The following is a 22,502-nucleotide window of genomic DNA, read 5'->3' as shown; positions in this document are numbered from 1 at the left end:
TGTCTTGTCTCTGTTGCCTATCGCCCCGCGGCGTAGCCCTGCATGCCCCTCGGATTGGCGGCGGCCCGGCGGCGGCGGCCAACCCTGGAGGCGGCGGTGAGGCGGCCTTCCGACCAGTCGGGGCCGACCTCGACGATATGCCCGCGACTTTTCAGGGTATCGACAGCAGCCTTGGGCACGCGGTTCTCGACCACGAGCACGCCGGGGCGCGCGGTGCGCGGCCAGAACGAAATCGGGAAATGTTCGGAGTGCCAGGCCGGCGCGTCGATGGCTTCCTGCAGGTTCAGCCTGGCGTGGACATGCCGCAGGAAGAACTGCGTGGTCCATTGATCCTGCTGGTCGCCGCCGGGCGTGCCCCAGGCCATGTAGGGCTCGCCGTCGCGCAGCGCCATGGTGGGCGAGAGCGTGGTGCGCGGGCGCTTGCCCGGCGCCAGCGCCGCGGGGTGGCCTTCCTCCAGCCAGAACATCTGCGCGCGGCTGCCAAGGCAGAAGCCAAGTTCGGGAATCACCGGCGAGGATTGCAGCCAGCCGCCGGACGGCGTCGCCGAAATCATGTTGCCGGCCTGGTCGATGATGTCGAAATGCACGGTGTCGCCGCGCACCTCGCCGAAGCGGCCGACGGTCGGCTCGCCCGCGCCCATGGCGCCGACCGCCTCGCGATGGCCTTCCGCCCGGCGCAGCTTGACCACCGAGCCGAAACCCTCGACCGAGCCGGGGAGAAAATCGAGCGAGGCGCTGTCCCTGGAGATCAGCTTGCGGCGCACGTCATTGTAGGCGTCCGACAACAGGGTCGTGATCGGGATATCGCTGAATTTGGGATCGCCGTAGAATTTCTCGCGGTCGGCGAAGGCGAGCTTGGCGCACTCGACCTGCAGATGGATGAATTCAGGCCCGGCGGGATCGAGCCCGTCGAGTTCAAATCCCTTCAACAGCGCCAGCTGCTGCAGCATCACGGGGCCCTGGCTCCAGACGCCGGGCTTGCAGACGGTGTAGCGGCCGTAGTCGTAGGTCAGCGGCGCTTCGACGGTCGGCTGCCAGCGCGCCATGTCGTCGGCGGAGAGCACGCCGCGATGCGGCGCGCCGCTGACGTCCATGACCTCCTGCGTGCGACAGAATGTGTCGATCGCCTCCGCCACGAAGCCGTGCGACCAGGATTTGCGCGCGCGCTCGATCTGCGCGACGCGGTCGCCGCCGACGCTCTCGGCCTCCTGGAGTATGCGGGCATAGGTTTCGGATAGCTGCCGGTTGGTGAACAGCGTACCCGGCGTCGGCACCTGGTTGTTCGGCAGGTAGACCGCCGCCGAGGTCGTCCAGTGCTTGCGGAACAGCTGCTCGACCACCTGGATGGTCGCCGCGGCGCGCTCGACCAATGGATAGCCGTCGCGGGCATAGGCGATCGCGGGCTCCAGCACGTCGCGCAATCGCATCGTGCCGTAGTCGCGCAGCAGCAGCATCCAGGATTCGAAGGTGCCAGGCACGCAGGCGGCCAGCAGCCCGGTGCCGGGCACCATCACCAGGCCTTCGCTCCGGTAATGCGCGATGGTCGCCTTTGCCGGCGCGGGGCCCTGGCCGCAGATCACCTCGGTGCGGCCGCGGCTGACGTCATGCACGATAACAGGCACGTCGCCGCCGGGGCCGTTCAGGTGCGGTTCGACCACTTGCAGCGTAAAGGCCGTCGCAACGCCGGCATCGAAAGCGTTGCCGCCCTTTTCCAGAATGCCCATGCCGACGGCAGTCGCGATCCAGTGGGTCGAGGTGACGACGCCGAACGTGCCCTCGATTTCCGGCCGGGTGGTGAAGGGATCGGGATTGACCTTGCTCATGGCGGTCCAATGCGGTGCTGGCACCTTTGTGGGTCCGCACTTGACCACAGCCGGAGCTGGCTGCCAACCGGCGGAACGGGCGTGCTCAAACTGCCGCGGTGGCCGCGGCGGGATTGTTGACGGCATGGCAGGCGACGTTGTCGATCAGCTCGGGGGCCTGCCTGCGGCAGAGATCGAAGGCGAGCGGGCAGCGCGGGTTGAACGCGCAGCCGGGCGGCGGATCGATCGGATTGGGGATCTCGCCCTGGACCGGAATTCGCTGGCGGCCGGACATCGCCAGATCGGGAACCGCGCCCAGCAGCATTTTCGTGTAGGGCATCCGCGGATTGGCGAACAGCTCGCGCCCCTCGGCGATCTCGACGATGCGGCCGAGATACATCACGCCGATGCGGCTCGCCATGTGGCGGACCACGGCGAGGTTGTGGCTGATGAAAAGATAGGTCAGCCCGAACTTGTCCTGCAGGTCTCGCATCAGGTTGAGGATCTGCGCCTGGACCGAGACATCGAGCGCCGAGGTTGGCTCGTCGCAAACGATGAATTCGGCCTCGGAGGCGAGCGCGCGCGCGATCGCGATGCGCTGGCGCTGGCCGCCGGAGAATTCATGCGGATATTTCAGGCCGTCGTCGGGATGCAGGCCGACGAGGTTCAGCAATTCGCCGACGCGCGTTCGGATCTCGCGCTCGCCCTCGATCAGGTCGAAGGCGCGGATCGGCTCGGAAACGATGGCGTCGACCCGAAAGCGCGGATTGAGGCTGGCGTAGGGGTCCTGGAAAATCATCTGGATGCGACGGCGCAGCCGCTGGCGGAGCTGCGATCGCTTGGCATCGGTCATCGACACGCCGTCGATGACGACTTCGCCGGAACTCGGCGGCAGCAGTCCCACGACCATGCGCGCTACCGTGGTCTTGCCCGATCCGGATTCGCCGACCAGGGCGAAGGTCTCGCCCTTGCGGATGTCGAAGGTCACGCCATCGACCGCCTTAAGGAATTCCAGATCGCCGCCTTCCAGCACGCGGTTGAGCCACGGCCTGGAGACGTCGAACACCCGGCGCAACTTCTTCACCTCGACGAAAGCCGCCGCACTCATGCCGCGGTCTCCTGTGCGGCTGCAGGCGAGGCGGGGTCGAACAGGTGGCATGCCACGGCGCGCGAGCCCTGCGTTTGCGGTTCCGGCCGTTCGATGCGGCAGCGGTCGAATGCCAGTGCGCAGCGTGGATTGAACGAGCAACCCGGCGGGATCGCCGACAGCCGCGGCATCGAGCCTGGAATCTGCACCAGCCGCTTGTTCTCGGCCGCAAGCGTCGGGATCGCGCCCATCAATCCCCTGGCGTAGGGGTGCAGCGGATTCTGCACGACGTCGCGCACCGGGCCGATCTCGGCGATCCTTCCCGAATACATCACGGCGACGCGGTCGGAGGTTTCGGCGATCACGCCCATGTCGTGGGTGACCAGCATGACGGCGGTGCCGTGATCGCGCCCCAGCCGCTTGATCAGCGAAATGATCTGCGCCTGCACCGAGACGTCGAGCGCCGTGGTCGGCTCGTCGGCGATGATCAACTCGGGCTCGGCGCAGATCGCAAGCGCGATGACGACGCGCTGGCGCATGCCGCCGGAGAATTCGTGCGGGTAGGCGTCGATGCGTTTTTCCGGCGCCGGGATGCCGACTTCGGCCAACAGGTCGATGGCGCGCTTGCGCGCCGCGGTGTCGGAAAGATTGCGGTGGGTCTTGATCGTCTCGACGATCTGGTCGCCGATCCGGTACAGCGGATTGAGGCTGGTCAGCGGATCCTGGAAGATCATCCCGATCCGCTTGCCGCGAATGCGGCGGATTTCCTCCGGCGGCAGATGGTCGATCCGCGTCCCCGACAGGTAGATCTCGCCGCCGGCGATCCGGCCCGGCGGGTCGATCAGCCCGATCACAGCAAGGCCGGTGACCGATTTGCCGGCGCCGGATTCGCCGACCACGCCGAGCACCTCGCCCTTGGCGATGTCGAAGGAGACGCCGTCGATCGCGCGCAGCGTGCTGCGGCGGGTGAGGAATTCCACCTCGAGGTTGCGGACGGAGAGGACGGGAACGGTCATCGCAGTTTCGGATTGAGCGCGTCGCGCAGCCAGTCGCCGAGCAGGTTGATGGCGAGGATCAATCCCGCCAGCGCAATGCCGGGGAAGGCGACGATCCACCATTCGCCGGCGAACAGGTAATTGTTGCCGATCCGGATCAGGGTGCCGAGCGAGGGCATGGTGTCCGGCATGCCGGCGCCGAGGAACGAGAGCGTCGCCTCGGTGATGATGGCGAGCGCTAGGTTGATGGTGGCGATCACCAGGATCGGGCCCATCGTGTTCGGCAGCACGTGCCGGAAAATGATCACCGGCGCGGGAAGGCCGATCAGTTGGGCGGCGGCGACATAATCCTTGTTCTTCTCGACCATGACGGAACCGCGCACCGTGCGGGCGTATTGCACCCAGAAGCTCAGCCCGATCGCGACCACCAGCACCGCCAGCGTACTCATGGCGTCGAGTCGGTTGCCGAACACGGACTTGGCGACGCCATTGACCAGCAGCGCGATCAGGATCGCCGGAAAGGTCAGCTGCACGTCGGCGATGCGCATGATCAGTCCGTCGACCGCGCCGCCGACATAGCCCGCGATCAGCCCGAGCGTGATGCCGAGCGTGCCGGCGAGCACGACGCCGAGCAGGCCGACGACGAGTGAAATCCGCAGGCCGTGCAGGATCGCTGAAAACACGTCGCGGCCCTGCTCGTCGGTGCCGAGCAGGAACGGGCTCTGGCCGTCGGCGGTCCATAGCGGCGAGATCCGAGAATTCATCAGCTGCAGTTGCGCCGGATCGAACGGGTTCTGCACCGAGAGCAGGGGCGCCAGGATCGCCAGCAGGAAGAACGTCAAGGTGACGGCGGCCGCCACCATGGTCATGCGGGAGCGGCGGAACGAATAGAACATGTCGCTGTCGAGCGCGCGGCTCAGCCAGCCGGCGCCGGCACGCGCCCGTTGTGCGTTCGGCTCGGTCAGGTCGGGGACGACTGCGTCGGACATCGGGTGCCTCGCTCTATGCCGGACGGCTGAGGGTCGAGCGCAGGCGCGGATCGACGACGGTGTAGAGGATATCGACGATCAGGTTGATGGTGACGAAAATCAGCGACACCATTAAAAGGTAGGCGGCCATGATCGGGATGTCGACATTCTGGACCGCCTGCACGAACAGCAATCCCATGCCCGGCCACTGGAACACGGTTTCGGTGATGATAGCGAACGCGATGACCGAGCCGAACTGCAGCCCGGCGACAGTGATGACAGGCACCAGTGTGTTCTTCAATGCGTGACCGAAATGAACCGCCCGCGTGGTCAGGCCGCGGGCGCGGGCGAAGCGGATATAGTCGGTGCGGAGCACTTCGAGCATTTCGGCCCGCACCAGCCGCATGATCAGGGTCATCTGGAACAGGCCGAGCGTGACCGAGGGCATGATCAGCGCCTTGAGGCCGGACAGCGTGAGCAGGCCGGTGGTCCACCAGCCGATCCGCACCACGTCGCCGCGCCCGAACGAGGGCAGCCAGCCCAGCGTCACCGAGAACAGATAGATCAGGAGAATGCCGATCAGGAACGTCGGCAGCGAAATCCCGATCAGCGACACCGCCTGGAATATCTTCGTGAGGAACGTGTCGCGCCGCAGCGCCGAATAGACCCCCATCAGGATGCCGAACACCATCGCGAAAACCGTGGCGCAGGCGGCGAGTTCCAGCGTCGCCGGCATCCGCTCCATCAACAGGTTCGAAACCGGCTGGCGAAACTGATACGACACTCCGAACTTGAACTGCGCGGCATTGGCGAAGTAGCGGGCGAACTGCACCGGGACGGGATCGTCGAGACCGAGCGACTTGCGCACCGCCTCGCGTTCGGCGGCCGGCGTATCCAGGGAAACGATCTGGTTGACGGGGTCGCCGGCGAAACGGAACATCGAAAAAGCGATGACGCCGACCGCGATCATGACGCCGACGGCCTGGATCGCGCGGCGTAAAGTGAACGCGAGCATGTGTTCCTTTCACCGCTAGGTTACGCGCGGCGGAGACGTTCGGAAACGAAATGTCCCGGAAGCCGCCAGGCCGCCGGGACGGAGTGTCGAGGTCCGGTCAGTCCTGCTTGGTCGCCCAGTAGAGCAGGACCTGATTGTCGGCGCGCTGGTTCAGTTTCACTTTCTTCGATACGCCCCACGCCAGCGCCTGCTGGTGCAGCGGGATATATCCGAAGTCCTTGGCGCCGATCTCGAACGCTTCCTTGATCATGAGATCCCGCTTGGCGGTGTCGGGTTCCTGCAGCACCTTGTCGGCAAGCTCGTCGACTTTCTTGTTGCAATAGCCGCCGAGATTGGCCTCGCCGCGGTTGGACTTCGGGTCGTCGCGGCAGCCCATGATGTCGAACAGGACGTTGTGGGCGTCGAGCGTGCCGGGGGTCCAGCCGAGCAGGTAGAACGAGGTCTGATAGCCGCCGGGCTTCAGCACTTTGGCGAAATACTGCGCCTTGGGTTGGGCCAGCAGCGTCACCTTGACGCCGACCCGGGCCAGCATGCCGACCACCGCCTGGCAGATCGCGGCGTCGTTGACATAGCGGTCATTGGGGCAATCCATCGTGACTTCGAAACCGTCGGGATAGCCGGCATCGGCGAGCAGCTTCTTGGCGCCGTCGGGATCGAATTTCGGGCGCGTGAAGTCACCGGAATGCTTGAAAAGTTGCGGCGCGATCATCAGCGCCGAGGGCGCCGACAGCCCGCGCATGACGCGGGTCTTGATCAGTTCGACATCGATGGCCTTGAAGAAGGCCTCGCGCACCCTGACATCCTTGAACGGGTTCTTGCCCTTGACGCTGGAATAAAGCAACTCGTCGCGTACCTGATCCATGCCGAGGAAGATGGTGCGGATCTCCGGCCCCTTCATCACCTGGGCGTTCGGGCTGGAATCCACCCGCGAGATATCCTGGATCGGAACCGGCTCGATCACGTCGACTTCGCCCGACAGCAAGGCCGCCACGCGCGTGGCGTCCGAACCAATCGGCGTGAACACGATTTCCTTGATGTTGTGCTCCGCCTTGCGCCACCAGTTGGGATTGGCCTTGAAAACGGTTTTGACGCCGGGCTGGTGGCTTTCGACCGAGAAGGCGCCGGTGCCGTTGGCGTTGAGCGAGGCAAAGCTCGGCGTCGTCGCCGCGGCGGGCGTAGGCTCGGCGGCGTTGTTCGCCTCGGCCCATTTCTTGCTCATGATGTACCAGGTATCCCATTGCGAATTGAGAATGGGATTGGGCGTGGTCAGGATGAAGTCCACGGTGTGGTCGTCGATCTTGACCACCTTGGCGTCCGGCGCGATCCGGGTCTGGAGGTTCGAGCCCTTCTTGCGGACACGTTCCGCCGAGAACACCACGTCGTCGGCGGTGAAGGGGTCGCCGTTCTGGAATTTCACGCCCTTGCGCAGATGGAACCGCCAGCGGGTGGGCTCGGGGGTTTCCCAGCGTTCCGCCAGGCCCGGAATGACCTTCAGATCCTTGTCGCGGGCGACCAGCCCTTCAAACACCTGTCCGAGATGCGCGTGCGTCGTGCTCTCGTTCAACGTGTAGGGGTCCAGCGATTTAAGGTCGCCCTGATTGGCGTAGCGCAGGCTCTGGGCCGATGCCGGCGCCATCGCCAGGACTGACGCCGTGGCCGCCGCGAGCAAACTCTTGCGTACCAACATATGTTCGATCTCCCCGCTGATCGCCAACTTCCGCAACTAGCCGCTGATATTGCCGATCCATGCTGCCGGAGTCCAGCCGCCGTCTCGACTGCCGGTTTGCGCGGCGGTGCGGTAACGACTAGCTTTGGCTTGAGCCGCGCGCGAGCGGGTGGCGTTGAATTTTTGGAGTGCCGGATGGCGGAACTGAAGGCCGACGTTCTCGTCCTGGGCGCGGGCATGGTCGGCGTCGGCGCCGCGCTGCATCTGCAGCAGCGCGGCCGGGACGTGGTCCTGATCGATCGCCACGCGGTGGCCGGGGAGGAAACCAGCTACGGCAATGGCGGGCTGATCGAATGCGCCTCGGTCTTTCCGTACATGTTTCCGCGGGACTTCGGCCAGATCCTGCGCTACGCGCTGCATCGCGCGCCGCAGGTTCGCTACCGGTTCAGGGATTTGCCGGACTTCCTGCCCTGGTTGATCCGCTACTTCCTGGCCTCGTCGCCGGAGCGCGCGCTGCACAGCGCGATGGCCGAGCTGCCGTTGATCCAGCGCAGCCTGATCGAGCACGAGGCGTTGATCGCCGAGGCGGGCGTTCCCGAGCTGTTGCGGCGAACCGGCTGGATCAAGCTGTTTCGTTCCGAGGCCACGCTTGCGAACGCCGTCAAGGACTTGGCGCGGGCCCAGGCGCATGGCGTCGCCGGCGAGGTGCTGGATAGTCCCGCGATCATCGCGCGCGAGCCGCATCTCGCCGGCGAATTCAGCGGCGCGGTCTATTTTCCGACGCCGGGATTCGTGCCCGATCCCGGTGGCCTCGCCAAGGCCTATGCCGCCCTGTTCGGCCGCAAGGGCGGGCGGTACCTCGTCGGCGATGCACGAACGCTCGAGGCGTCCGGCGGCCGGTGGCGCGTGGCGACGCTGGAGGGCACGATCACCGCCCGCGAGGCCGTGGTGGCGATGGGGCCGTGGTCCGATCAGATCTTCGCACCGCTCGGCTATTCGATCCCGCTTCAGGTCAAGCGCGGGTACCATTTGCATCTCAGGCCGCGCGGCAATGCGGTGCTGCATCATCCGGTGCTGGACGCCGACCTCGGCTATCTGCTGGCGCCGATGAACCGTGGCATTCGCGTGACCACCGGCGCCGAGTTCGCCCACCGCGACGCACCGCCGTCGCCGGTCCAACTCGAGCAGGCGCTGCCCCGGGCGCACAAGCTGTTTCCTTTGGGAGAGCCGGTGGACGCGATGCCCTGGAAGGGTGCGCGCCCCTGCCTGCCCGACATGCTCCCGGTGATCGGAAGGGCTCCCCGCCATGGCGGGCTGTGGTTCAATTTCGGCCATCAACACCACGGCCTCACGCTCGGGCCCGCAACCGGCCGCCTGCTGGCTGAAGTGATGACCGGGGAGACCCCCTTCGCCGACGTCAAGCCGTTCGCCGTCGAACGCTTTGGTTGACCATATCAGAGGGTTGGGAACACAGGCCGGGGGGCTGGTCCTTGCGCCATGGCGGTGATCGTGGCGATACTGCGCAAAGCCTCGCCAAAGGAGCCGTCTCATGAAGGTTAATGTCGAGATAGAATGCACGCCACTGGAGGCCAGGCAGTTCTTCGGATTGCCGGATGTCTCGCCGATGCAGAACGCCGTCATGGACAAAATGCAGCAGCAGATGATGTCCAACATCGACAAGGTTTCGCCTGAGTCTCTGATCCAGAGCTGGTTCACCTTCGACCCCAAGATCGCCGAGCGTTTCCAGGATATGTTCGTAACCATGGCCGGCCTCGGGGGTACGACCAAGAAGGGTAATAAGTAGTGGCCGCCGCCGAAGGCGCCGGGACGGAAGAGCAAAGGCTTCGGCCGCCGAGCCTGTTGCTGATGCTGGCCGAGGCAAGGGGCCTGTTCGAACTTCATTCCAGCCTGCTGCTGTCGCCGTTGCTGTTGCAGGCTCCGAAGGGCGACGGGCACCCGGTGCTGGCGCTGCCGGGTTTTCTCGCCAGCGATCTTTCGATGGCGCCGATGCGGCGCTACCTGAAGGAACTCGGTCATGACACCTACGCCTGGAAGATGGGCCGCAATCTCGGCGGCGTGGCTTCCAGGCGCGCGGCGCTTCGCGACCTCTTGACGCGCATTCACGGACAGACCGGCCGCAAGGTCAGTCTGGTCGGCTGGAGTCTCGGCGGCGTCTATGCCCGCGACCTCGCGGTACAATTGCCCGACATGGTGCGCGCCGTGATCACGCTCGGCAGCCCGTTCACCGGCGACATCAGGGCAACCAACGCGACGCGGCTCTATGAGGCGCTGACGGGTGAGGATTCCGACGACAATCCCGAAATCAGGCAAGCGATCGCCGGCGACCTTCCGGTCCCGGCGACCTCGATCTACTCTCGTACCGACGGCATCGTGAACTGGCGCACCAGCCTGCTGCGTCCTTCTGTGAAGGCCGAGAACATCGAGGTGCATCTCGCCAGCCACGTCGGGCTCGGGGTCAACCCGGCCGCCCTTTGGGCGGTAGCTGACCGCCTGGCACAGGCGGAGGGGGAGTTTACGCCATTTGACCGGACCGGGCCGTTTTCGATTGCCTACGGCCCCCCAGAAAATGCACAATCGTAGTTCAAAGCCTTAGGCCTGAGGCATGATCCCGAATCCGGCCGCCCTCCACGGGATGGGCGCGGTGTGCGGAAGACGCCCCATAGGAGACGACCTGAACGCCAGAAGCGCCGCCAAAGCGCCGCGTTTTCCACCACGGGAGGAGAATATGGCCGACACCAGGAAACTGTCCTCGATGGACGCGTCGTTTTTGTACCTGGAGACGCCCGAAATGCCCATGCATGTGGGCAGCATGGCAATCTTTCGCCTGCCGGAGAAATACAAGGGTGATTTCTTCGAAGACTTCAAGGCGATGATCGCCTCGCGGCTGCACATCGCGCCGATCCTCAAGGCGCGCCTGGAAAAAGCGCCGCTCGACATCGATCACCCGTCCTGGGTCGAGGATGACCAGTTTGACATCGATCGTCACATCTTCCGCGGCAGTCTCCCGGCGCCCCACGACCGCGCGACGCTCGAGCGCATCGTCGGCTGGATGCATGCCAAGCTTCTGAACCGCGCCCGTCCGCTCTGGGAGTTCTACGTGTTCGAAGGCATGAAGGACAACGAGATCGGGCTCTATTCCAAGATGCACCACGCCTGCATCGATGGTGGCGCCGGCGCGGCGCTGACGAGCATGATCTACGACGTCACGCCGGTCCCGCGCAAAGTCCACAAGCCCGTCGCGCAGGCGAAGGGGGCCAGGGAGCCGCGCGACATCGCCGCCAACCTGATCGATTCCTACCAGCAACTCTGGCGCCAGCCTTTAGACGGCGCGACGACGTCGAAGAGCATCGAGCTGCCGCGATCCGGGAAAAGCGATCTTGCATCGATCCTGTTCGACAACGCCATGCTCCAGATCGAGAGCGCGGTTAAATTCGCCGGCAGCATTCCCACGATGTTGAAGAGTGTTTCCGACGTCGTCGGCAAGATCTCCGATCCGAAGTCGCGCGACAGCATCGCCAGCATGGTGTCGCCGCCGACCATTCTGAACAAGGCGATTTCGTCGGAACGCAGCTTCGCCGGCACCTCGATCTCGCTTTCGCGGGCCAAGGCGCTCGCCAGGCAATCCGGCGGCAAGCTGAATGACGTGGTGCTGGCGCTTTCCTCCGGCGTGGTCCGGCGCTATCTGCTGGAGCGTGGCGCGTTGCCGGCCAAGTCAATGACCGCCGCGGTGCCGATATCGCTACGCGAGGAGGGCAACACCGAGGCGAATAACCAAGTGTTTGGCATGATCTGCGCGATCGCCACCAATGTCGAGGATCCGAAGGGGCGGCTGGAGGCGATCATCGCGCAGTCGGTCAAGTCCAAGGAAATGTCACATCCGCTGCGCGCGCTGATGCCGCAGGTGTCGAACATCTCGATGCTGGGCGCGCCGATCCTGGTGCAGATTCTGGCGCTGCTCTACAGCCGCTCCAATCTGTCCGACGTACTGCCGCCATCGGCCAATATCACGGTGTCCAACGTGCCGGGGCCGCGGCAGACGCTGTATGCTGCAGGCGCGGAGCTGCTGCACATCTTCCCGGTGTCGATCTCGGCGCATGGGCTCGCGCTCAACATCACCGTGCAAAGCTACCGCGACCAGCTTGATTTCGGCTTTATCGCCGGCGCCAACATCATCCCGAATGTCCAGGTCTTGTGCGACATGCTTCCGCGGGAGTTCGAGGCGCTGGAGGCAGCGTTCGCACCGCCGAAGAGCATGACCAGCGCGGCTGAATAGGTTTCGAACCATGATTGAAATGCCGCCATTGCAGTTCGCCCAGGTCAACGGCATTCGAATGGGCTATTACGAGGCGGGGCCGAAGTCCGACAAGCCCCCAATGATCCTGTGCCACGGCTGGCCGGAAATCGCCTTCTCCTGGCGCCACCAGCTCAAGGCGCTGAGCGAGGCCGGCATCCGGGTGATCGCGCCGGACCAGCGCGGCTACGGTTCGACCGACCGGCCAGAGCCGGTCGAGGCTTACGACATGGAGCACCTGACCGGTGATCTGGTCGGTCTGCTCGACCACCTCGAGATCGAAAAGGCTATCTTCGTCGGCCACGACTGGGGCGGCTTCATCGTCTGGCAGATGCCGCTGCGCCACATCGAACGCGTCGCCGGCGTCGTCGGAGTCAACACGCCGCACTACGACCGCCTGCCGGCCGACCCGATCGAGCTGTTCCGAAAGCGGTTCGGCGACAGCATGTACATCGTTCAGTTCCAGGATCCCGCCCGCGAGCCTGACAGGATCTTTGGCAGCCGCGTCGAGCAGACGTTTGACGCGTTCATGCGCAAGCCGCTGCCGCGCAAGGACGACGCGCCGGCGGCTCCGGCGACCGCGGGTGTCGGCGCATCGAGCAAGACCAACCTGGCGTTCCCGCAGATGATCGCGGCCTATGACGCCAGGTTCGACCCGCGGACGCCGATCCTGTCGCCGGAGGAAAAGAAAGTGTTCGTCGATACCTTCACCCGAACCGGCTTCACCGGGGGCATCAACTGGTACCGCAATTTTTCCCGTAACTGGCAGCGCTCGGCAGGGCTCGACCACATCGTGCGGGTGCCGTCGCTGATGATCATGGCGGAGAACGACGCGGTATTGCCGCCATCGGCGGCTGATGGCATGGAGAAGGTCGTTCCCGATCTGGAGAAATATCTGGTGCGCGACAGCGGACATTGGACGCAACAGGAAAAGCCGGAGGAGGTCAGCGCCAAGCTGATCGAATGGCGCAGGAAGCGGTTCGGGTAGGGCAATGGCCACATCGTGATTGCAAGCGAAGCGGCGTGAGCAGTCATTCCGGGGCGATGCAAAGCATCGAACCCGGAATCTCGAGGTTCCGGGTCTGGTCCTGCGGACCATCCCGGAATGACGGAGTGGTTGAGACAGGGCAGGAGACTCTTCAAAAATGGCATCGATCAACAAGCTAAGCCCGATCCCGCATCCGCCGAAAAAGCCTGTTGTCGGCAACATGCTGTCGCTGGATCCCAACGCCCCGGTGCAGCATCTGGTGCGGCTGTCCAGGGAGCTGGGGCCGATCTTCTGGCTCGACATGATGGGCGCGCCGCTTGTCATCGTCTCGGGCCACGATCTCATCGACGAGATATCCGACGAGAAGCGCTTCGACAAGGCGGTGCGCGGCTCGCTGCGCCGGGTCCGCGCGGTGGGCGGCGACGGGCTGTTCACCGCCGATACCAGCGAGCCGAACTGGAGCAAGGCGCACAACATCCTGCTGCAGCCGTTCGGCAACCGCGCGATGCAGTCCTACCATCCGAGCATGGTCGATATCGCCGAACAGCTCGTGAAGAAGTGGGAGCGGCTCAACGGCGACGAGGAGATCGAGGTCGTCCACGACATGACCGCGCTGACGCTCGACACCATCGGGCTGTGCGGCTTCGACTACCGTTTCAATTCGTTCTACCGCCGCGACTACCACCCCTTCGTGGAATCGCTGGTGCGTTCGCTCGAGACCATCATGATGACGCGCGGCATTCCACTGGAAGGCCTGTGGCTGCAGAAGCGCCGCCGTGACCTGGCGCAGGACGTCGCCTTCATGAACAAGATGGTCGACGAGATCATCGCCGAGCGCCGCGGCAACGCCGACGCTGCCGCCGATGCCAGGAAGGACATGCTGGGCGCCATGATGACCGGCGTCGACCGCGCCACCGGCGAACAGCTCGACGACGTCAACATCCGCTATCAGATCAACACCTTCCTGATCGCGGGCCACGAGACCACCAGCGGCCTGCTTTCCTGCACCATCTATGCCCTGCTCAAGCACCCCGAGGTTCTCAAGAAGGCCTATGAGGAGGTCGATCGGGTGCTTGGGCCCGACATCAATGCGAAGCCGACCTATCAGCAGGTCACCCAGCTCACCTACATCACCCAGGTTTTGAAGGAAGCGCTGCGGCTGTGGCCGCCGGCGCCGGCCTATGGCGTTGCGCCGCTGAAGGACGAGACCATTGGCGGCAAGTACAAATTGAAGAAGAACACTTTCGTCACGGTTTTGGTGATGGCGTTACACCGCGATCCCAGCGTCTGGGGACCGAACCCGGACGCGTTCGATCCGGAGAATTTCAGCCGCGAGGCCGAGGCCCGGCGTCCGATCAATGCCTGGAAGCCGTTCGGCAACGGCCAGCGCGCCTGCATCGGGCGCGGCTTTGCGATGCACGAGGCGGCGCTCGCGATCGGAATGATCCTGCAGCGTTTCAAGCTGATCGACAATCACCGTTACCAGATGCACCTGAAGGAAACGCTGACGATCAAGCCGGACGGCTTCAAGATCAAGGTGCGGCCGCGCGCCGACCGGGATCGTGGCGCCTTCGCCGGCCGTACCGCCGCGACCGCAGCCGCCTCGAACACGGCGGCGCCCAGGGCGCGGACCCGTCCGGGACACAACACGCCGCTGCTGGTGCTCTATGGCTCCAACCTCGGCACTGCCGAGGAACTGGCGACGCGGGTGGCCGATCTGGCGGAGGTCAACGGTTTCGCGACCAGGCTCGGCGCGCTCGACGACTACGCCGGCAAGCTGCCGGAGCAGGGCGGGGTGCTGATCTTCTGTGCGTCGTATAATGGCGCGGCGCCCGACAACGCCACGCAGTTCGTCAAATGGCTGGGCGGCGATTTGCCGAAGAGCGCCTTGGCCAAGGTGCGCTACGCGGTGTTCGGCTGCGGCAACAGCGACTGGGCTGCGACCTACCAGTCGGTGCCGCGCATGATTGACGACCAGCTCGCCAAACATGGCGCGCGCAGCGTCTACGCCCGCGGCGAGGGCGATGCCCGCAGCGATCTCGACGGCCAGTTCGAAAAATGGTTTGCCGCCGCCGCCGCGGCGGCGATGAAGGAGTTCGGCATCGATTCAAGCTTCAGCCGCAGCGCCGACGACGCGCCGCTGTATTCGATCGAGCCGGTGGCGCCATCGGCCGTCCACATGATCGTTGCCCAGGGCGGCGTCGCGCCGATGAAGGTGCTGGACAATTCGGAACTGCAGAACAAAAGCGGCGCCAATCCGTCAGACCGTTCGACGCGGCATATCGAGGTGGAACTGCCGCCGGGCATCGCCTACCGCGTCGGCGACCATCTTAGCGTGGTGCCGCGCAACGATCCCGCGCTGGTCGATTCGGTCGCGCGCCGCTTCGGCTTCTTGCCGGCGGACCAGATCAGGCTGCACGTCGCCGAGGGCCGCCGCGCGCAATTGCCGGTCGGCGACGCCGTGTCGGTCGGGCGGTTGCTGACCGAGTTCGTCGAGTTGCAGCAGATCGCCACCCGCAAGCAGATCCAGATCATGTCGGAACATACCCGCTGCCCGGTGACCAGGCCGAAACTGCTGGCCTATGTCGGCGACGACGAGGCGTCCACCGAGCGTTACCGTTCCGAGGTGCTGGCCAGGCGCAAATCGGTATTCGATCTGCTGGAGGAGCATCCGGCCTGCGAGCTGCCGTTCCACGCCTATCTGGAAATGCTGTCGCTGCTGGCGCCGCGCTATTATTCGATCTCCTCTTCGCCGTCCGCCGACCCCGGACGCTGCAGCGTGACCGTCGGCGTCGTCGAAGCGCCCGCAAGTTCGGGTCGCGGCGTCTACAAGGGCGTCTGCTCCAACTACCTCGCCGGCCGCCGCGTCGGCGATACAGTTCATGCGACGGTACGCGAGACCAAGGCCGGCTTCCGCCTGCCGGACGATGCGTCGGTTCCCGTGATCATGATCGGCCCGGGTACGGGGCTGGCCCCGTTCCGCGGCTTCCTGCAGGAGCGTGCGCATCGCAAGGCGCACGGCGCCAGCCTCGGTCCGGCGATGCTGTTCTTCGGCTGCCGTCATCCTGACCAGGATTTCATCTATGCTGACGAATTGAAGGCGTTCGCCGCTGACGGCGTTGTCGAGCTGCATACCGCGTTCTCGCGCGCCGATGGGCCGAAGACCTATGTCCAGCATCAGGTTGCCGCGCAGAAGGACCGGGTCTGGAACCTGATCGAGCAGGGCGCGATCGTCTATGTCTGCGGCGACGGCAGCCAGATGGAGCCTGATGTCAAAGCCGCGCTGGTTGCGATCTATCGCGACAAATCGGGGGCCGACGCCGATGCGGGCTTGCGCTGGATCGACAAGCTCGGCACCGGCAACCGTTACGTGCTCGACGTCTGGGCTGGCGGGTAACTGTCACCTCCGGCCGTGCTAAAGCGTTCTCATGATTCCATGGGAAAAAATCGATACCGCGCGCGTGCCGGATTCCGACGGGGAACTGCGCCTGATGCGGCGCGGCCAGGAGTTTTCCATCATGCTCGGCGCCAACGAGCTGATGAACAGCCGCCTTTCGGGTTCAGAGGCTGCGCTCGCGACGCTTGCCGCCAAGCAGATCGGGAAGGTCGCCGGGCCGCAGGTGCTGATCGGCGGCCTGGGCATGGGCTTTACCTTGCGCGCGGCGCTTGCGGTGTTCGGAAGCAAGGCGCAGATCGTGGTGGCCGAGCTGGTGCCCGCCGTCGTCGCCTGGGCCAGCGGCCCGCTGGCCGGGATTTTCGGCGACAGCCTCAGCGATCCCCGCGTTGATGTCCAGGAGGTGGACGTTGCGCAGGTGATCCAAAGCCATCCGCGTGCTTTCGATGCGATCCTGCTCGACGTCGATAATGGTCCGGAAGGACTCACCCGCAAGGCGAATGACGCTCTCTACGACGCCGCCGGTCTGCAAGCGGCCCACACCGCGCTGCGGCCGGGCGGGGTGCTGGCGGTTTGGTCGTCCGGATCGAATGCAGGATTTTCAAAGCGGCTTCGCCAGGCCGGATATGCCGTCAACGAGGTCGCGGTGCGCGCCGTCGGCAAGGGTGTCGGCGCACGCCACGTCATATGGATCGCGACGGCAGAGGCTACGCCGCCTTCGCCGCCGCGCGATGCGCGTGCTCGTCGATCGCGCTGATGATCTGCGGCCACATCGGGATCGGCAAAGCGTGGCCCATGCCTTCGATCATCAAGAGCTTGGCGCCGGGAATCGACGCGGCGGTGTCCTTGCCGCCTTCGGGACGAACCAGCGGATCGACGGTGCCGTGAATCACCAGCGTCGGGATCTTTACGTGATGCAGACGTTCCTTGCGGCTGCCCGAGGCAAGCACGGCCCGCAACTGCCGGCCGACGCCCGCGGGATTGAGGCCGCGCTCGAAGGTGCGCGCGGCGCGTGAAAGGTCCAGCGTCTCGTCTTCCGGGAACGAGCCGACGCGCAGCACTTTCCAGGTCTTGGCGAAGCGCTCGAAATACTCTTCCTTGGTGTTCGGGGGCGGCGCCATCAGCATGGCGGCGGCCTCCCGGGTCGGCGGCGGAATTCTCGGATTGCCCGTGGTCGACATGATCGACGTCAGCGAGCGCACCCGCTGCGGGAACGAGATCGCGATTTCCTGGGCGATCATGCCACCCATCGACGCACCGACCAGATGCGCCGATTTGATGCCGAGCACGTCCATCAGGCCGACGGTATCCTTGGCCATGTCGATCAGGCGGTAGGGAGCAGCAACCGGAATCCTCAGGAAGCGCAGCTTGAGCAGTTCCAGCATGGTCAATCGCTTTCCGCCGGAAAGGTGCGAGGATTTGCCGATGTCGCGGTTGTCGAAGCGGATAACGCGAAAGCCGCGGGCGGCGAGCTTCTGGCAGAATTCGTCATCCCAAAGGATCATCTGGGCGCCGAGCCCCATGATCAGCAGCATGGGTTCGGCAGCCGTATCGCCGAAGATTTCGTAGCAGATGTCGATGCCGTTGGCGCGGGCGATCTGTGGCGGTTGATGGGCAAGCATCGCGTATGTCTTTCCTTCAGCTGGTGCCTCGATCGGTAAACGATATGGCACGGTTTCCTGCACCGCAGAAGACCTTGCGGTGGTTGACCGCCCGTCAGCAAGGGTGTGGTATGGGGCCAAACATCAAGCAAAGCGTGGCAAGCGCTCGTGACCGCGAGGAGAGGGCGTCAATGGCCGACAACAGCAACGATCCTGCCGTGATCTGGCAGACCATGGTCGGGGAGATGGAGAAGGGGTTCAACTCCTTCGCCAACCAGGCGATGGCGTCGCCGGAATTCTCCAAGGTCATGAACCAGGTCGGCGGCGTCACCGCCGGCGCGCAGAAACAGCTCGGTGAACTGATGGAGAAGTATCTGCTCGCGATGAACCTGCCGAGCCGGGCGCAGATGGTGGGCATGGCCGAGCGCATCCAGGCGATCGAGGGCCAGCTCAACGAGATCAAGGCGATGCTGCATCAGATCCACCACAATTCGCTGGCGCCGGAAGGCGGCCACGGCACGCCGCGGCCGCCGCGCACCAGGCGTCCGCCGCCGGAGGGAGGTCAGAAATGAACGCTCACGCAGGCCTCGACCTCGCCTCGGTTCCCGAGCGGATACAGTCCGAGGTGCAACGTGCGATCCAGCGCAGCATCAAGGGCGTCGAGTATATTGCCTCGTCCGGCCCTGCGCTTGGCTCGACGCCGAAGGACATTCTGGCCGTTCGCGGCACCATGAACCTCTACCACTATCGGCCGATGGCGGACGAGATCTACCGCGTGCCGATCCTGATCGTGATGGCGACCACCAACCGCGGCTACATTCTGGACATGGTGCCCGGCCAGAGTCTCGTCGAGTTTCTGCTGAAACGCGGTTACGACGTCTACATGCTGGACTGGACCGCGCCGAAGCCGGAGGAGAAAAGCCTGCGGATGGAGGACTACGTCCTCGACTTCATCCCGGATTGCGTTCGCCGCGTGCAGCAGGATTCCGGCGAGCGCGACGTCACCGTGATCGGCTATTGCTTCGGCGGCGTGCTGTCCTTGCTCTACGGCTCGATCTTCAACGACGGGCCGATGAAGAACCTGATCTGCTTCACCACCCCGATCGATTTCCGCGAGATGAAGCTGTTCTCGAATTTTTCGGATCGCCGCTACTTCGACGTCGACCGGCTGGTCGACAGCATCGGCAACGTGCCGCCCGAAATGATCCTGTCGTCGTTCGAAATGCTGCGGCCGGCGTCGCGCGCCGCGAGCCAGGTGCAGTTGTGGGAGAACATCTGGAACGACGAATACGTCAAGGCCTACCGGATGATGGATCGCTGGGGCACGGACACCCTGCCGCTGGCCGGCGAGTACTTCCGCGGCATCACCAAGGACCTGATGTGGGACAACAAGCTGTTCAACGACACCATGTCGGTCGGCGGCCGCCCGGCCAATATTTCGAACATCAAGGTGCCGATCATGCACGCGGTGGCTGAACACGACCACATCGTGCCCTATGACGCCGCCAGGCATCTGATCACCAAGGTCGGCTCGTCCGACAAGGAGGAGGTGATGCTGAAGGGCGGTCACGTCAGCCTCGTCGCCGGCGCCAACGCGATCAAGCGGCTGTGGCCGAAACTGGACTCCTGGTTGGGCAAGAGATCGACATGAGTGAAACCCGTTCCTATCCGCGCCGCGTCAAGACCGATGCCGGTGAGATCGAATTTCGCATGATGGCGCGCAGCGACGAGGCGGCGGTGCTGGCTTTTGCCAAGGCGCTCCCGACCCATGATCTGTTGTTCCTGCCGCGCAATATCAGCGAGCCCAAGGTGCTGTCGGCCTGGATCAACGAGATCGAGCGCGGCGCCATCGTCAGCCTGCTGGCGCTGAGGGGCAAAACGGTGGTCGGCAGCGGCACGCTGGTGCGCGACCCCCATTCCTGGTCGCCCCATGTCGGCGAGATCCGCATGGTCGTATCGCAGGACGTGCGCGGGCAGGGGGTGGGTCGGGCGCTGTCGCAGGAGACCTTTGCGATCGCGCTCGGCGCCGGGCTTGAGAAGCTCTCGGTGCAGATGACGGTGGACCAGCAGGCGGCGATCGCGCTGTTCGAAAGCCTCGGTTTCAAGGCCGAGGCCCTGTTGCGGGACCAGGTCCGGGACGTCGACGGCAAGACCCACGACATCGTCGTGCTCGGGCACAATGTGGCGCAGGTCCGGGCACAGATGGAGGCCTATGGGCTGCCGGCGGCGGTCCAACATTGACGTGGCTTCCCGGCGCTGCACCGCCGGACAAAAAAATCGCAAAACAACCCCATGCAAAGTAGAGGGGGTGGCTCCGGTGTCAGATCGAAGTGGAACTTTGGACGGTTCCGCCGGACAGCGCGCCCATCGATCACTTCACGAACTCGTGATATCGCGGCGCATCATTAATGTTGCGATGCACCATTAAGCATGCCATAACCCTCTTGCCCCGGGCCAAACCGGACGGGGTGAGCCCATAGCTCAAACCTGAGGATGGAGAACCCCAATGACCACCGAAACCAATTCCGTGCTGAACACCGTCAAGGAAGCCTTCGCGCCCGTCACCGAGGCGTTCACCAAGCTCCAGAACCTGGAAGTTCCGGAAGCCGCCCGTGAATTCGTGAAGAAGCAGGCCGAGACCGCCAAGGTTCGCGCCGCCGACATGCACGCCGGCTCCGAGAAGGTGACCGCCGCCATCGAGACCGCCGTCGCCGGTTCGGTTTCCGAGGCCGCCAAGATCAGCCGCAACATCCAGCAGGCGCTCTACCAGGACGCCGAAGCGTTCTTCGCCGGCATCGACAAGCTCGCCTCGGCCAAGTCGCTGAGCGAAGCGGCCCAGATCCAGTCGGACATGGTCCGTGCGCGCGGCGAAGTTCTGGTCTCGCGCGCGAAGGCGACCACCGAATATCTCGGCAAGCTCGCCGCTGACGGCGCCAAGACCGCGCAGGACAACTTCGCCAAGGTCTATTCCCAGACCGCCTGATCGCGATCCGCCTGACAACTGACGTTTTCGAAGGCCCGCTCAGGCGGGCCTTCTTTTTGTCGGGTGCGCCCAGTCATTCCGGGGCGTGCGAAGCACGAACTACAATGTGCAATCGCACATCGCGAGAATCTCGAGATTCCGGATCGCCGCTTCGCGTCGTCCGGAATGACGGTTATGCGCGCAGCGCGAAGCCGGACGATTCTTCTCATGGCCTAGGCTGCATCGCGTCCGGGACACATCAAGCGCGAGGCGTTAGAATTCGAATTCAACGTCCGAAAGCCGCCATGAGCCTTCCCGCATCATTCGTCACCGACAAGCCCGGCGACGCCGCGCGCGCCGCCGAGTTGCGGCGGGTGAAATTGCTGGCGACATCCGTACTGGCGGCGACGTTCGCCGTCTTCGTCGCCGCCAGGGCGCTGTTGCCGGTGCATCCGGCGTTCGGCTTTGTCGCAGCCTTCGCCGAGGCCGCCACCATCGGCGGCCTGGCCGACTGGTACGCCGTGGTGGCGCTGTTCAAACGGCCGCTGGGGCTTCCGATTCCGCACACCGCGATCATCCAGGGCAACCAGCACCGCATCGCCGACAAGCTCGGTGAGTTCATCGAGGTGCATTTCCTCGAATCTGCGCCGGTCGAAGCCAAGCTGCGGCAGATCGATTTCGGCTCATTCATCGCCGACTGGCTGCGCGACCGCAAGCGCAGCGAGGATCTCGCCCGCTTTGCGCTGCGGCTGCTGCCCGACGCGATCGCGGCGACGGAAAGCTCCGGGCTGATGACGTTCGTCAGCCGCCGCGTCACCGCGCAATTGATGTCGATCGACCTGGCGCCGCTCGCCGCGGGCACACTGCGCGCCTTCGTGCAGGAGGGGCGGCATCAGGGGCTGCTCGACGACATCCTGCGCGCGGTGCATCAGACCATGACCCAAGCGGAGACGATGGCGATGATCCGCCAGAAGATCCGCGACGAGTTGCCGACGCTGTTGAAGCTCTACCGCGCCGACAAGTTTCTGGTGAACAAGATCGTGGCCTCGGCCAGCGCCTTCTTCGAGGAGGTCCGCAACGATCCCGCGCACCCGTTTCGCGGCGAGTTCGACCGCATGGTGCTGACGTTCGTCGACCGCCTCGGCACCGATCCGGTGTACGCCGAGCGCATCGCCGGGCTGAAGCGCGATCTGCTGGCGCGTCCCGAACTGGGCGACCTCGTACGCCACATCTGGGCCAATGTGAGCGATTTCTTCGAGCGCAGCGCCTCGGGCGAGACGCAGGTGCTGGAGCATTATCTGGTGCGCATGCTCGTGACGGCGGGCGAAGCGCTGGCCGGCGACGCCGAGCTGCGCGGCGACATCAACCAGGGCCTGGTGGCGGTGCTGCGAACGGTCGTCGCCGAGCAGAAGAGCGGCGTCTCGACCTTTATTTCCGATCAGGTCAAGTCCTGGGACATGGGGCAGTTGATCGCGCTGATCGAAATCAACATCGGGCGCGACCTGCAATACATCCGCTTCAACGGCTCGGTGATCGGCGGGTTGGCCGGGTTGGTGCTTTACACCCTGGAATACCTGCTGCGGGGGTTGTGACCAATTAATCACGCTCGCCCTTTCAGCCGATTGCGGCGCGATCAGGGACGCTTGAAAGGCGAAGGCCGGTTCCCTAGCTTCTTGGTCGATATGTTGCGCTGCGGAACGATTCGAGGGGGT

19 protein-coding genes are annotated in these 22,502 nt (G+C 64.7%); 12 read left to right on the top strand and 7 right to left on the bottom strand.

From position 1 onward, the window contains the following. Positions 1 to 17: 17 nt before the first annotated feature. The 6 genes from Q0D31_RS04290 to Q0D31_RS04265 all read right to left on the bottom strand — a co-directional run bounded on the left by Q0D31_RS04290 (position 18) and on the right by Q0D31_RS04265 (position 7,554). Entirely contained in the window at positions 18 to 1,823 is a 1,806-nt protein-coding gene (locus tag Q0D31_RS04290; RefSeq protein ID WP_291845676.1) for a gamma-glutamyltransferase family protein, read from the bottom strand. An 85-nt stretch (positions 1,824 to 1,908) separates the two neighbouring features. Beyond that, positions 1,909 to 2,910 carry an ABC transporter ATP-binding protein gene (locus tag Q0D31_RS04285; RefSeq protein WP_291845675.1) on the bottom strand — a complete coding sequence of 334 codons (1,002 nt, stop codon included), beginning with the start codon at positions 2,908 to 2,910 and terminating at the stop codon, positions 1,909 to 1,911. Then, the gene (locus Q0D31_RS04280) at positions 2,907 to 3,905 is read right to left on the bottom strand and encodes an ABC transporter ATP-binding protein (RefSeq protein ID WP_291845674.1); all 999 of its coding nucleotides are present in this window, start codon (positions 3,903 to 3,905) and stop codon (positions 2,907 to 2,909) included. The genes Q0D31_RS04285 and Q0D31_RS04280 overlap by 4 nt, the downstream gene beginning before the upstream one ends. Next, positions 3,902 to 4,873, bottom strand: a complete 972-nt coding sequence (locus tag Q0D31_RS04275) for an ABC transporter permease (RefSeq protein ID WP_291845673.1) — start codon at positions 4,871 to 4,873, stop codon at positions 3,902 to 3,904. The genes Q0D31_RS04280 and Q0D31_RS04275 overlap by 4 nt, the downstream gene beginning before the upstream one ends. A 13-nt stretch (positions 4,874 to 4,886) precedes the next feature. After that, entirely contained in the window at positions 4,887 to 5,867 is a 981-nt protein-coding gene (locus Q0D31_RS04270; RefSeq protein ID WP_291845672.1) for an ABC transporter permease, read from the bottom strand. 97 nt (positions 5,868 to 5,964) lie between these two features. Then, positions 5,965 to 7,554, bottom strand: a complete 1,590-nt coding sequence (locus Q0D31_RS04265; protein ID WP_291845671.1) for an ABC transporter substrate-binding protein — start codon at positions 7,552 to 7,554, stop codon at positions 5,965 to 5,967. Positions 7,555 to 7,728: 174 nt separating this feature from the next. On the opposite strand from Q0D31_RS04265, the gene Q0D31_RS04260 reads away from it, so the two are divergent. The 7 genes from Q0D31_RS04260 (at position 7,729) to Q0D31_RS04230 (ending at position 16,984) form a co-directional block, all read left to right on the top strand. Further along, a complete protein-coding gene (locus tag Q0D31_RS04260; protein WP_291845670.1) occupies positions 7,729 to 8,982 on the top strand; it encodes an FAD-dependent oxidoreductase in 1,254 nt (417 codons plus the stop codon). A 100-nt stretch (positions 8,983 to 9,082) separates the two neighbouring features. Beyond that, positions 9,083 to 9,337 carry a DUF6489 family protein gene (locus tag Q0D31_RS04255; protein ID WP_291845669.1) on the top strand — a complete coding sequence of 85 codons (255 nt, stop codon included), beginning with the start codon at positions 9,083 to 9,085 and terminating at the stop codon, positions 9,335 to 9,337. Continuing rightward, on the top strand, positions 9,337 to 10,134 hold the full coding sequence (locus Q0D31_RS04250; RefSeq protein WP_291845668.1) for an alpha/beta hydrolase: 798 nt from the start codon (positions 9,337 to 9,339) through the stop codon (positions 10,132 to 10,134). The genes Q0D31_RS04255 and Q0D31_RS04250 overlap by 1 nt, the downstream gene beginning before the upstream one ends. A gap of 145 nt (positions 10,135 to 10,279) precedes the next feature. Beyond that, the gene (locus Q0D31_RS04245; RefSeq protein ID WP_291845667.1) at positions 10,280 to 11,827 is read left to right on the top strand and encodes a wax ester/triacylglycerol synthase family O-acyltransferase; all 1,548 of its coding nucleotides are present in this window, start codon (positions 10,280 to 10,282) and stop codon (positions 11,825 to 11,827) included. Positions 11,828 to 11,837: 10 nt separating this feature from the next. Beyond that, on the top strand, positions 11,838 to 12,833 hold the full coding sequence (locus tag Q0D31_RS04240; RefSeq protein ID WP_291845666.1) for an alpha/beta hydrolase: 996 nt from the start codon (positions 11,838 to 11,840) through the stop codon (positions 12,831 to 12,833). Between the two features lie 157 nt (positions 12,834 to 12,990). Further along, a complete protein-coding gene (locus tag Q0D31_RS04235) occupies positions 12,991 to 16,230 on the top strand; it encodes a cytochrome P450 (RefSeq protein WP_291845664.1) in 3,240 nt (1,079 codons plus the stop codon). Positions 16,231 to 16,261: 31 nt separating this feature from the next. Then, entirely contained in the window at positions 16,262 to 16,984 is a 723-nt protein-coding gene (locus tag Q0D31_RS04230; protein WP_291845663.1) for a spermidine synthase, read from the top strand. On the opposite strand, the gene Q0D31_RS04225 is transcribed toward Q0D31_RS04230, so the two are convergent. Next, positions 16,935 to 17,849, bottom strand: a complete 915-nt coding sequence (locus Q0D31_RS04225) for an alpha/beta hydrolase (RefSeq protein ID WP_291845662.1) — start codon at positions 17,847 to 17,849, stop codon at positions 16,935 to 16,937. The genes Q0D31_RS04230 and Q0D31_RS04225 overlap by 50 nt on opposite strands. A 170-nt stretch (positions 17,850 to 18,019) precedes the next feature. Between Q0D31_RS04225 and Q0D31_RS04220 the strand changes: the two genes are divergently transcribed. From Q0D31_RS04220 to Q0D31_RS04200, 5 genes are all read left to right on the top strand, one after another. Beyond that, the gene (locus Q0D31_RS04220) at positions 18,020 to 18,400 is read left to right on the top strand and encodes a hypothetical protein (protein WP_291845661.1); all 381 of its coding nucleotides are present in this window, start codon (positions 18,020 to 18,022) and stop codon (positions 18,398 to 18,400) included. After that, on the top strand, positions 18,397 to 19,479 hold the full coding sequence (locus Q0D31_RS04215) for an alpha/beta fold hydrolase (RefSeq protein WP_291845660.1): 1,083 nt from the start codon (positions 18,397 to 18,399) through the stop codon (positions 19,477 to 19,479). Before Q0D31_RS04220 ends, Q0D31_RS04215 begins: the two co-directional genes overlap by 4 nt. Next, positions 19,476 to 20,069: a GNAT family N-acetyltransferase gene (locus Q0D31_RS04210; RefSeq protein WP_291845659.1), complete on the top strand. Its 594-nt coding sequence runs from the start codon at positions 19,476 to 19,478 to the stop codon at positions 20,067 to 20,069. Before Q0D31_RS04215 ends, Q0D31_RS04210 begins: the two co-directional genes overlap by 4 nt. A gap of 265 nt (positions 20,070 to 20,334) precedes the next feature. Beyond that, the gene (locus Q0D31_RS04205; protein ID WP_291845657.1) at positions 20,335 to 20,811 is read left to right on the top strand and encodes a phasin; all 477 of its coding nucleotides are present in this window, start codon (positions 20,335 to 20,337) and stop codon (positions 20,809 to 20,811) included. Between the two features lie 284 nt (positions 20,812 to 21,095). Beyond that, the gene (locus Q0D31_RS04200; RefSeq protein WP_291845655.1) at positions 21,096 to 22,382 is read left to right on the top strand and encodes a DUF445 domain-containing protein; all 1,287 of its coding nucleotides are present in this window, start codon (positions 21,096 to 21,098) and stop codon (positions 22,380 to 22,382) included. Positions 22,383 to 22,502 lie beyond the last annotated feature (120 nt).

It is taken from the genome of Bradyrhizobium sp. (assembly GCF_022844465.1).
GTDB lineage: Bacteria > Pseudomonadota > Alphaproteobacteria > Rhizobiales > Xanthobacteraceae > Bradyrhizobium.
This window is presented reverse-complemented; position numbering and strand designations above follow the sequence as displayed.

Excerpts from the sequence above, each read along its gene's own strand:
- Q0D31_RS04270 (WP_291845672.1), bottom strand. The coding sequence starts at position 5,867 with ATGCTCGCGTTCACTTTACGCCGCGCGATCCAGGCCGTCGGCGTCATG.
- Q0D31_RS04255 (WP_291845669.1), top strand. The coding sequence starts at position 9,083 with ATGAAGGTTAATGTCGAGATAGAATGCACGCCACTGGAGGCCAGGCAG.
- Q0D31_RS04245 (WP_291845667.1), top strand. The coding sequence starts at position 10,280 with ATGGCCGACACCAGGAAACTGTCCTCGATGGACGCGTCGTTTTTGTAC.
- Q0D31_RS04215 (WP_291845660.1), top strand. The coding sequence starts at position 18,397 with ATGAACGCTCACGCAGGCCTCGACCTCGCCTCGGTTCCCGAGCGGATA.
- Q0D31_RS04280 (WP_291845674.1), bottom strand. The coding sequence starts at position 3,905 with ATGACCGTTCCCGTCCTCTCCGTCCGCAACCTCGAGGTGGAATTCCTC.
- Q0D31_RS04240 (WP_291845666.1), top strand. The coding sequence starts at position 11,838 with ATGATTGAAATGCCGCCATTGCAGTTCGCCCAGGTCAACGGCATTCGA.
- Q0D31_RS04230 (WP_291845663.1), top strand. The coding sequence starts at position 16,262 with ATGATTCCATGGGAAAAAATCGATACCGCGCGCGTGCCGGATTCCGAC.
- Q0D31_RS04285 (WP_291845675.1), bottom strand. The coding sequence starts at position 2,910 with ATGAGTGCGGCGGCTTTCGTCGAGGTGAAGAAGTTGCGCCGGGTGTTC.
- Q0D31_RS04275 (WP_291845673.1), bottom strand. The coding sequence starts at position 4,873 with ATGTCCGACGCAGTCGTCCCCGACCTGACCGAGCCGAACGCACAACGG.
- Q0D31_RS04200 (WP_291845655.1), top strand. The coding sequence starts at position 21,096 with ATGAGCCTTCCCGCATCATTCGTCACCGACAAGCCCGGCGACGCCGCG.
- Q0D31_RS04205 (WP_291845657.1), top strand. The coding sequence starts at position 20,335 with ATGACCACCGAAACCAATTCCGTGCTGAACACCGTCAAGGAAGCCTTC.
- Q0D31_RS04225 (WP_291845662.1), bottom strand. The coding sequence starts at position 17,849 with ATGCTTGCCCATCAACCGCCACAGATCGCCCGCGCCAACGGCATCGAC.
- Q0D31_RS04290 (WP_291845676.1), bottom strand. The coding sequence starts at position 1,823 with ATGAGCAAGGTCAATCCCGATCCCTTCACCACCCGGCCGGAAATCGAG.
- Q0D31_RS04210 (WP_291845659.1), top strand. The coding sequence starts at position 19,476 with ATGAGTGAAACCCGTTCCTATCCGCGCCGCGTCAAGACCGATGCCGGT.
- Q0D31_RS04220 (WP_291845661.1), top strand. The coding sequence starts at position 18,020 with ATGGCCGACAACAGCAACGATCCTGCCGTGATCTGGCAGACCATGGTC.
- Q0D31_RS04235 (WP_291845664.1), top strand. The coding sequence starts at position 12,991 with ATGGCATCGATCAACAAGCTAAGCCCGATCCCGCATCCGCCGAAAAAG.
- Q0D31_RS04260 (WP_291845670.1), top strand. The coding sequence starts at position 7,729 with ATGGCGGAACTGAAGGCCGACGTTCTCGTCCTGGGCGCGGGCATGGTC.
- Q0D31_RS04265 (WP_291845671.1), bottom strand. The coding sequence starts at position 7,554 with ATGTTGGTACGCAAGAGTTTGCTCGCGGCGGCCACGGCGTCAGTCCTG.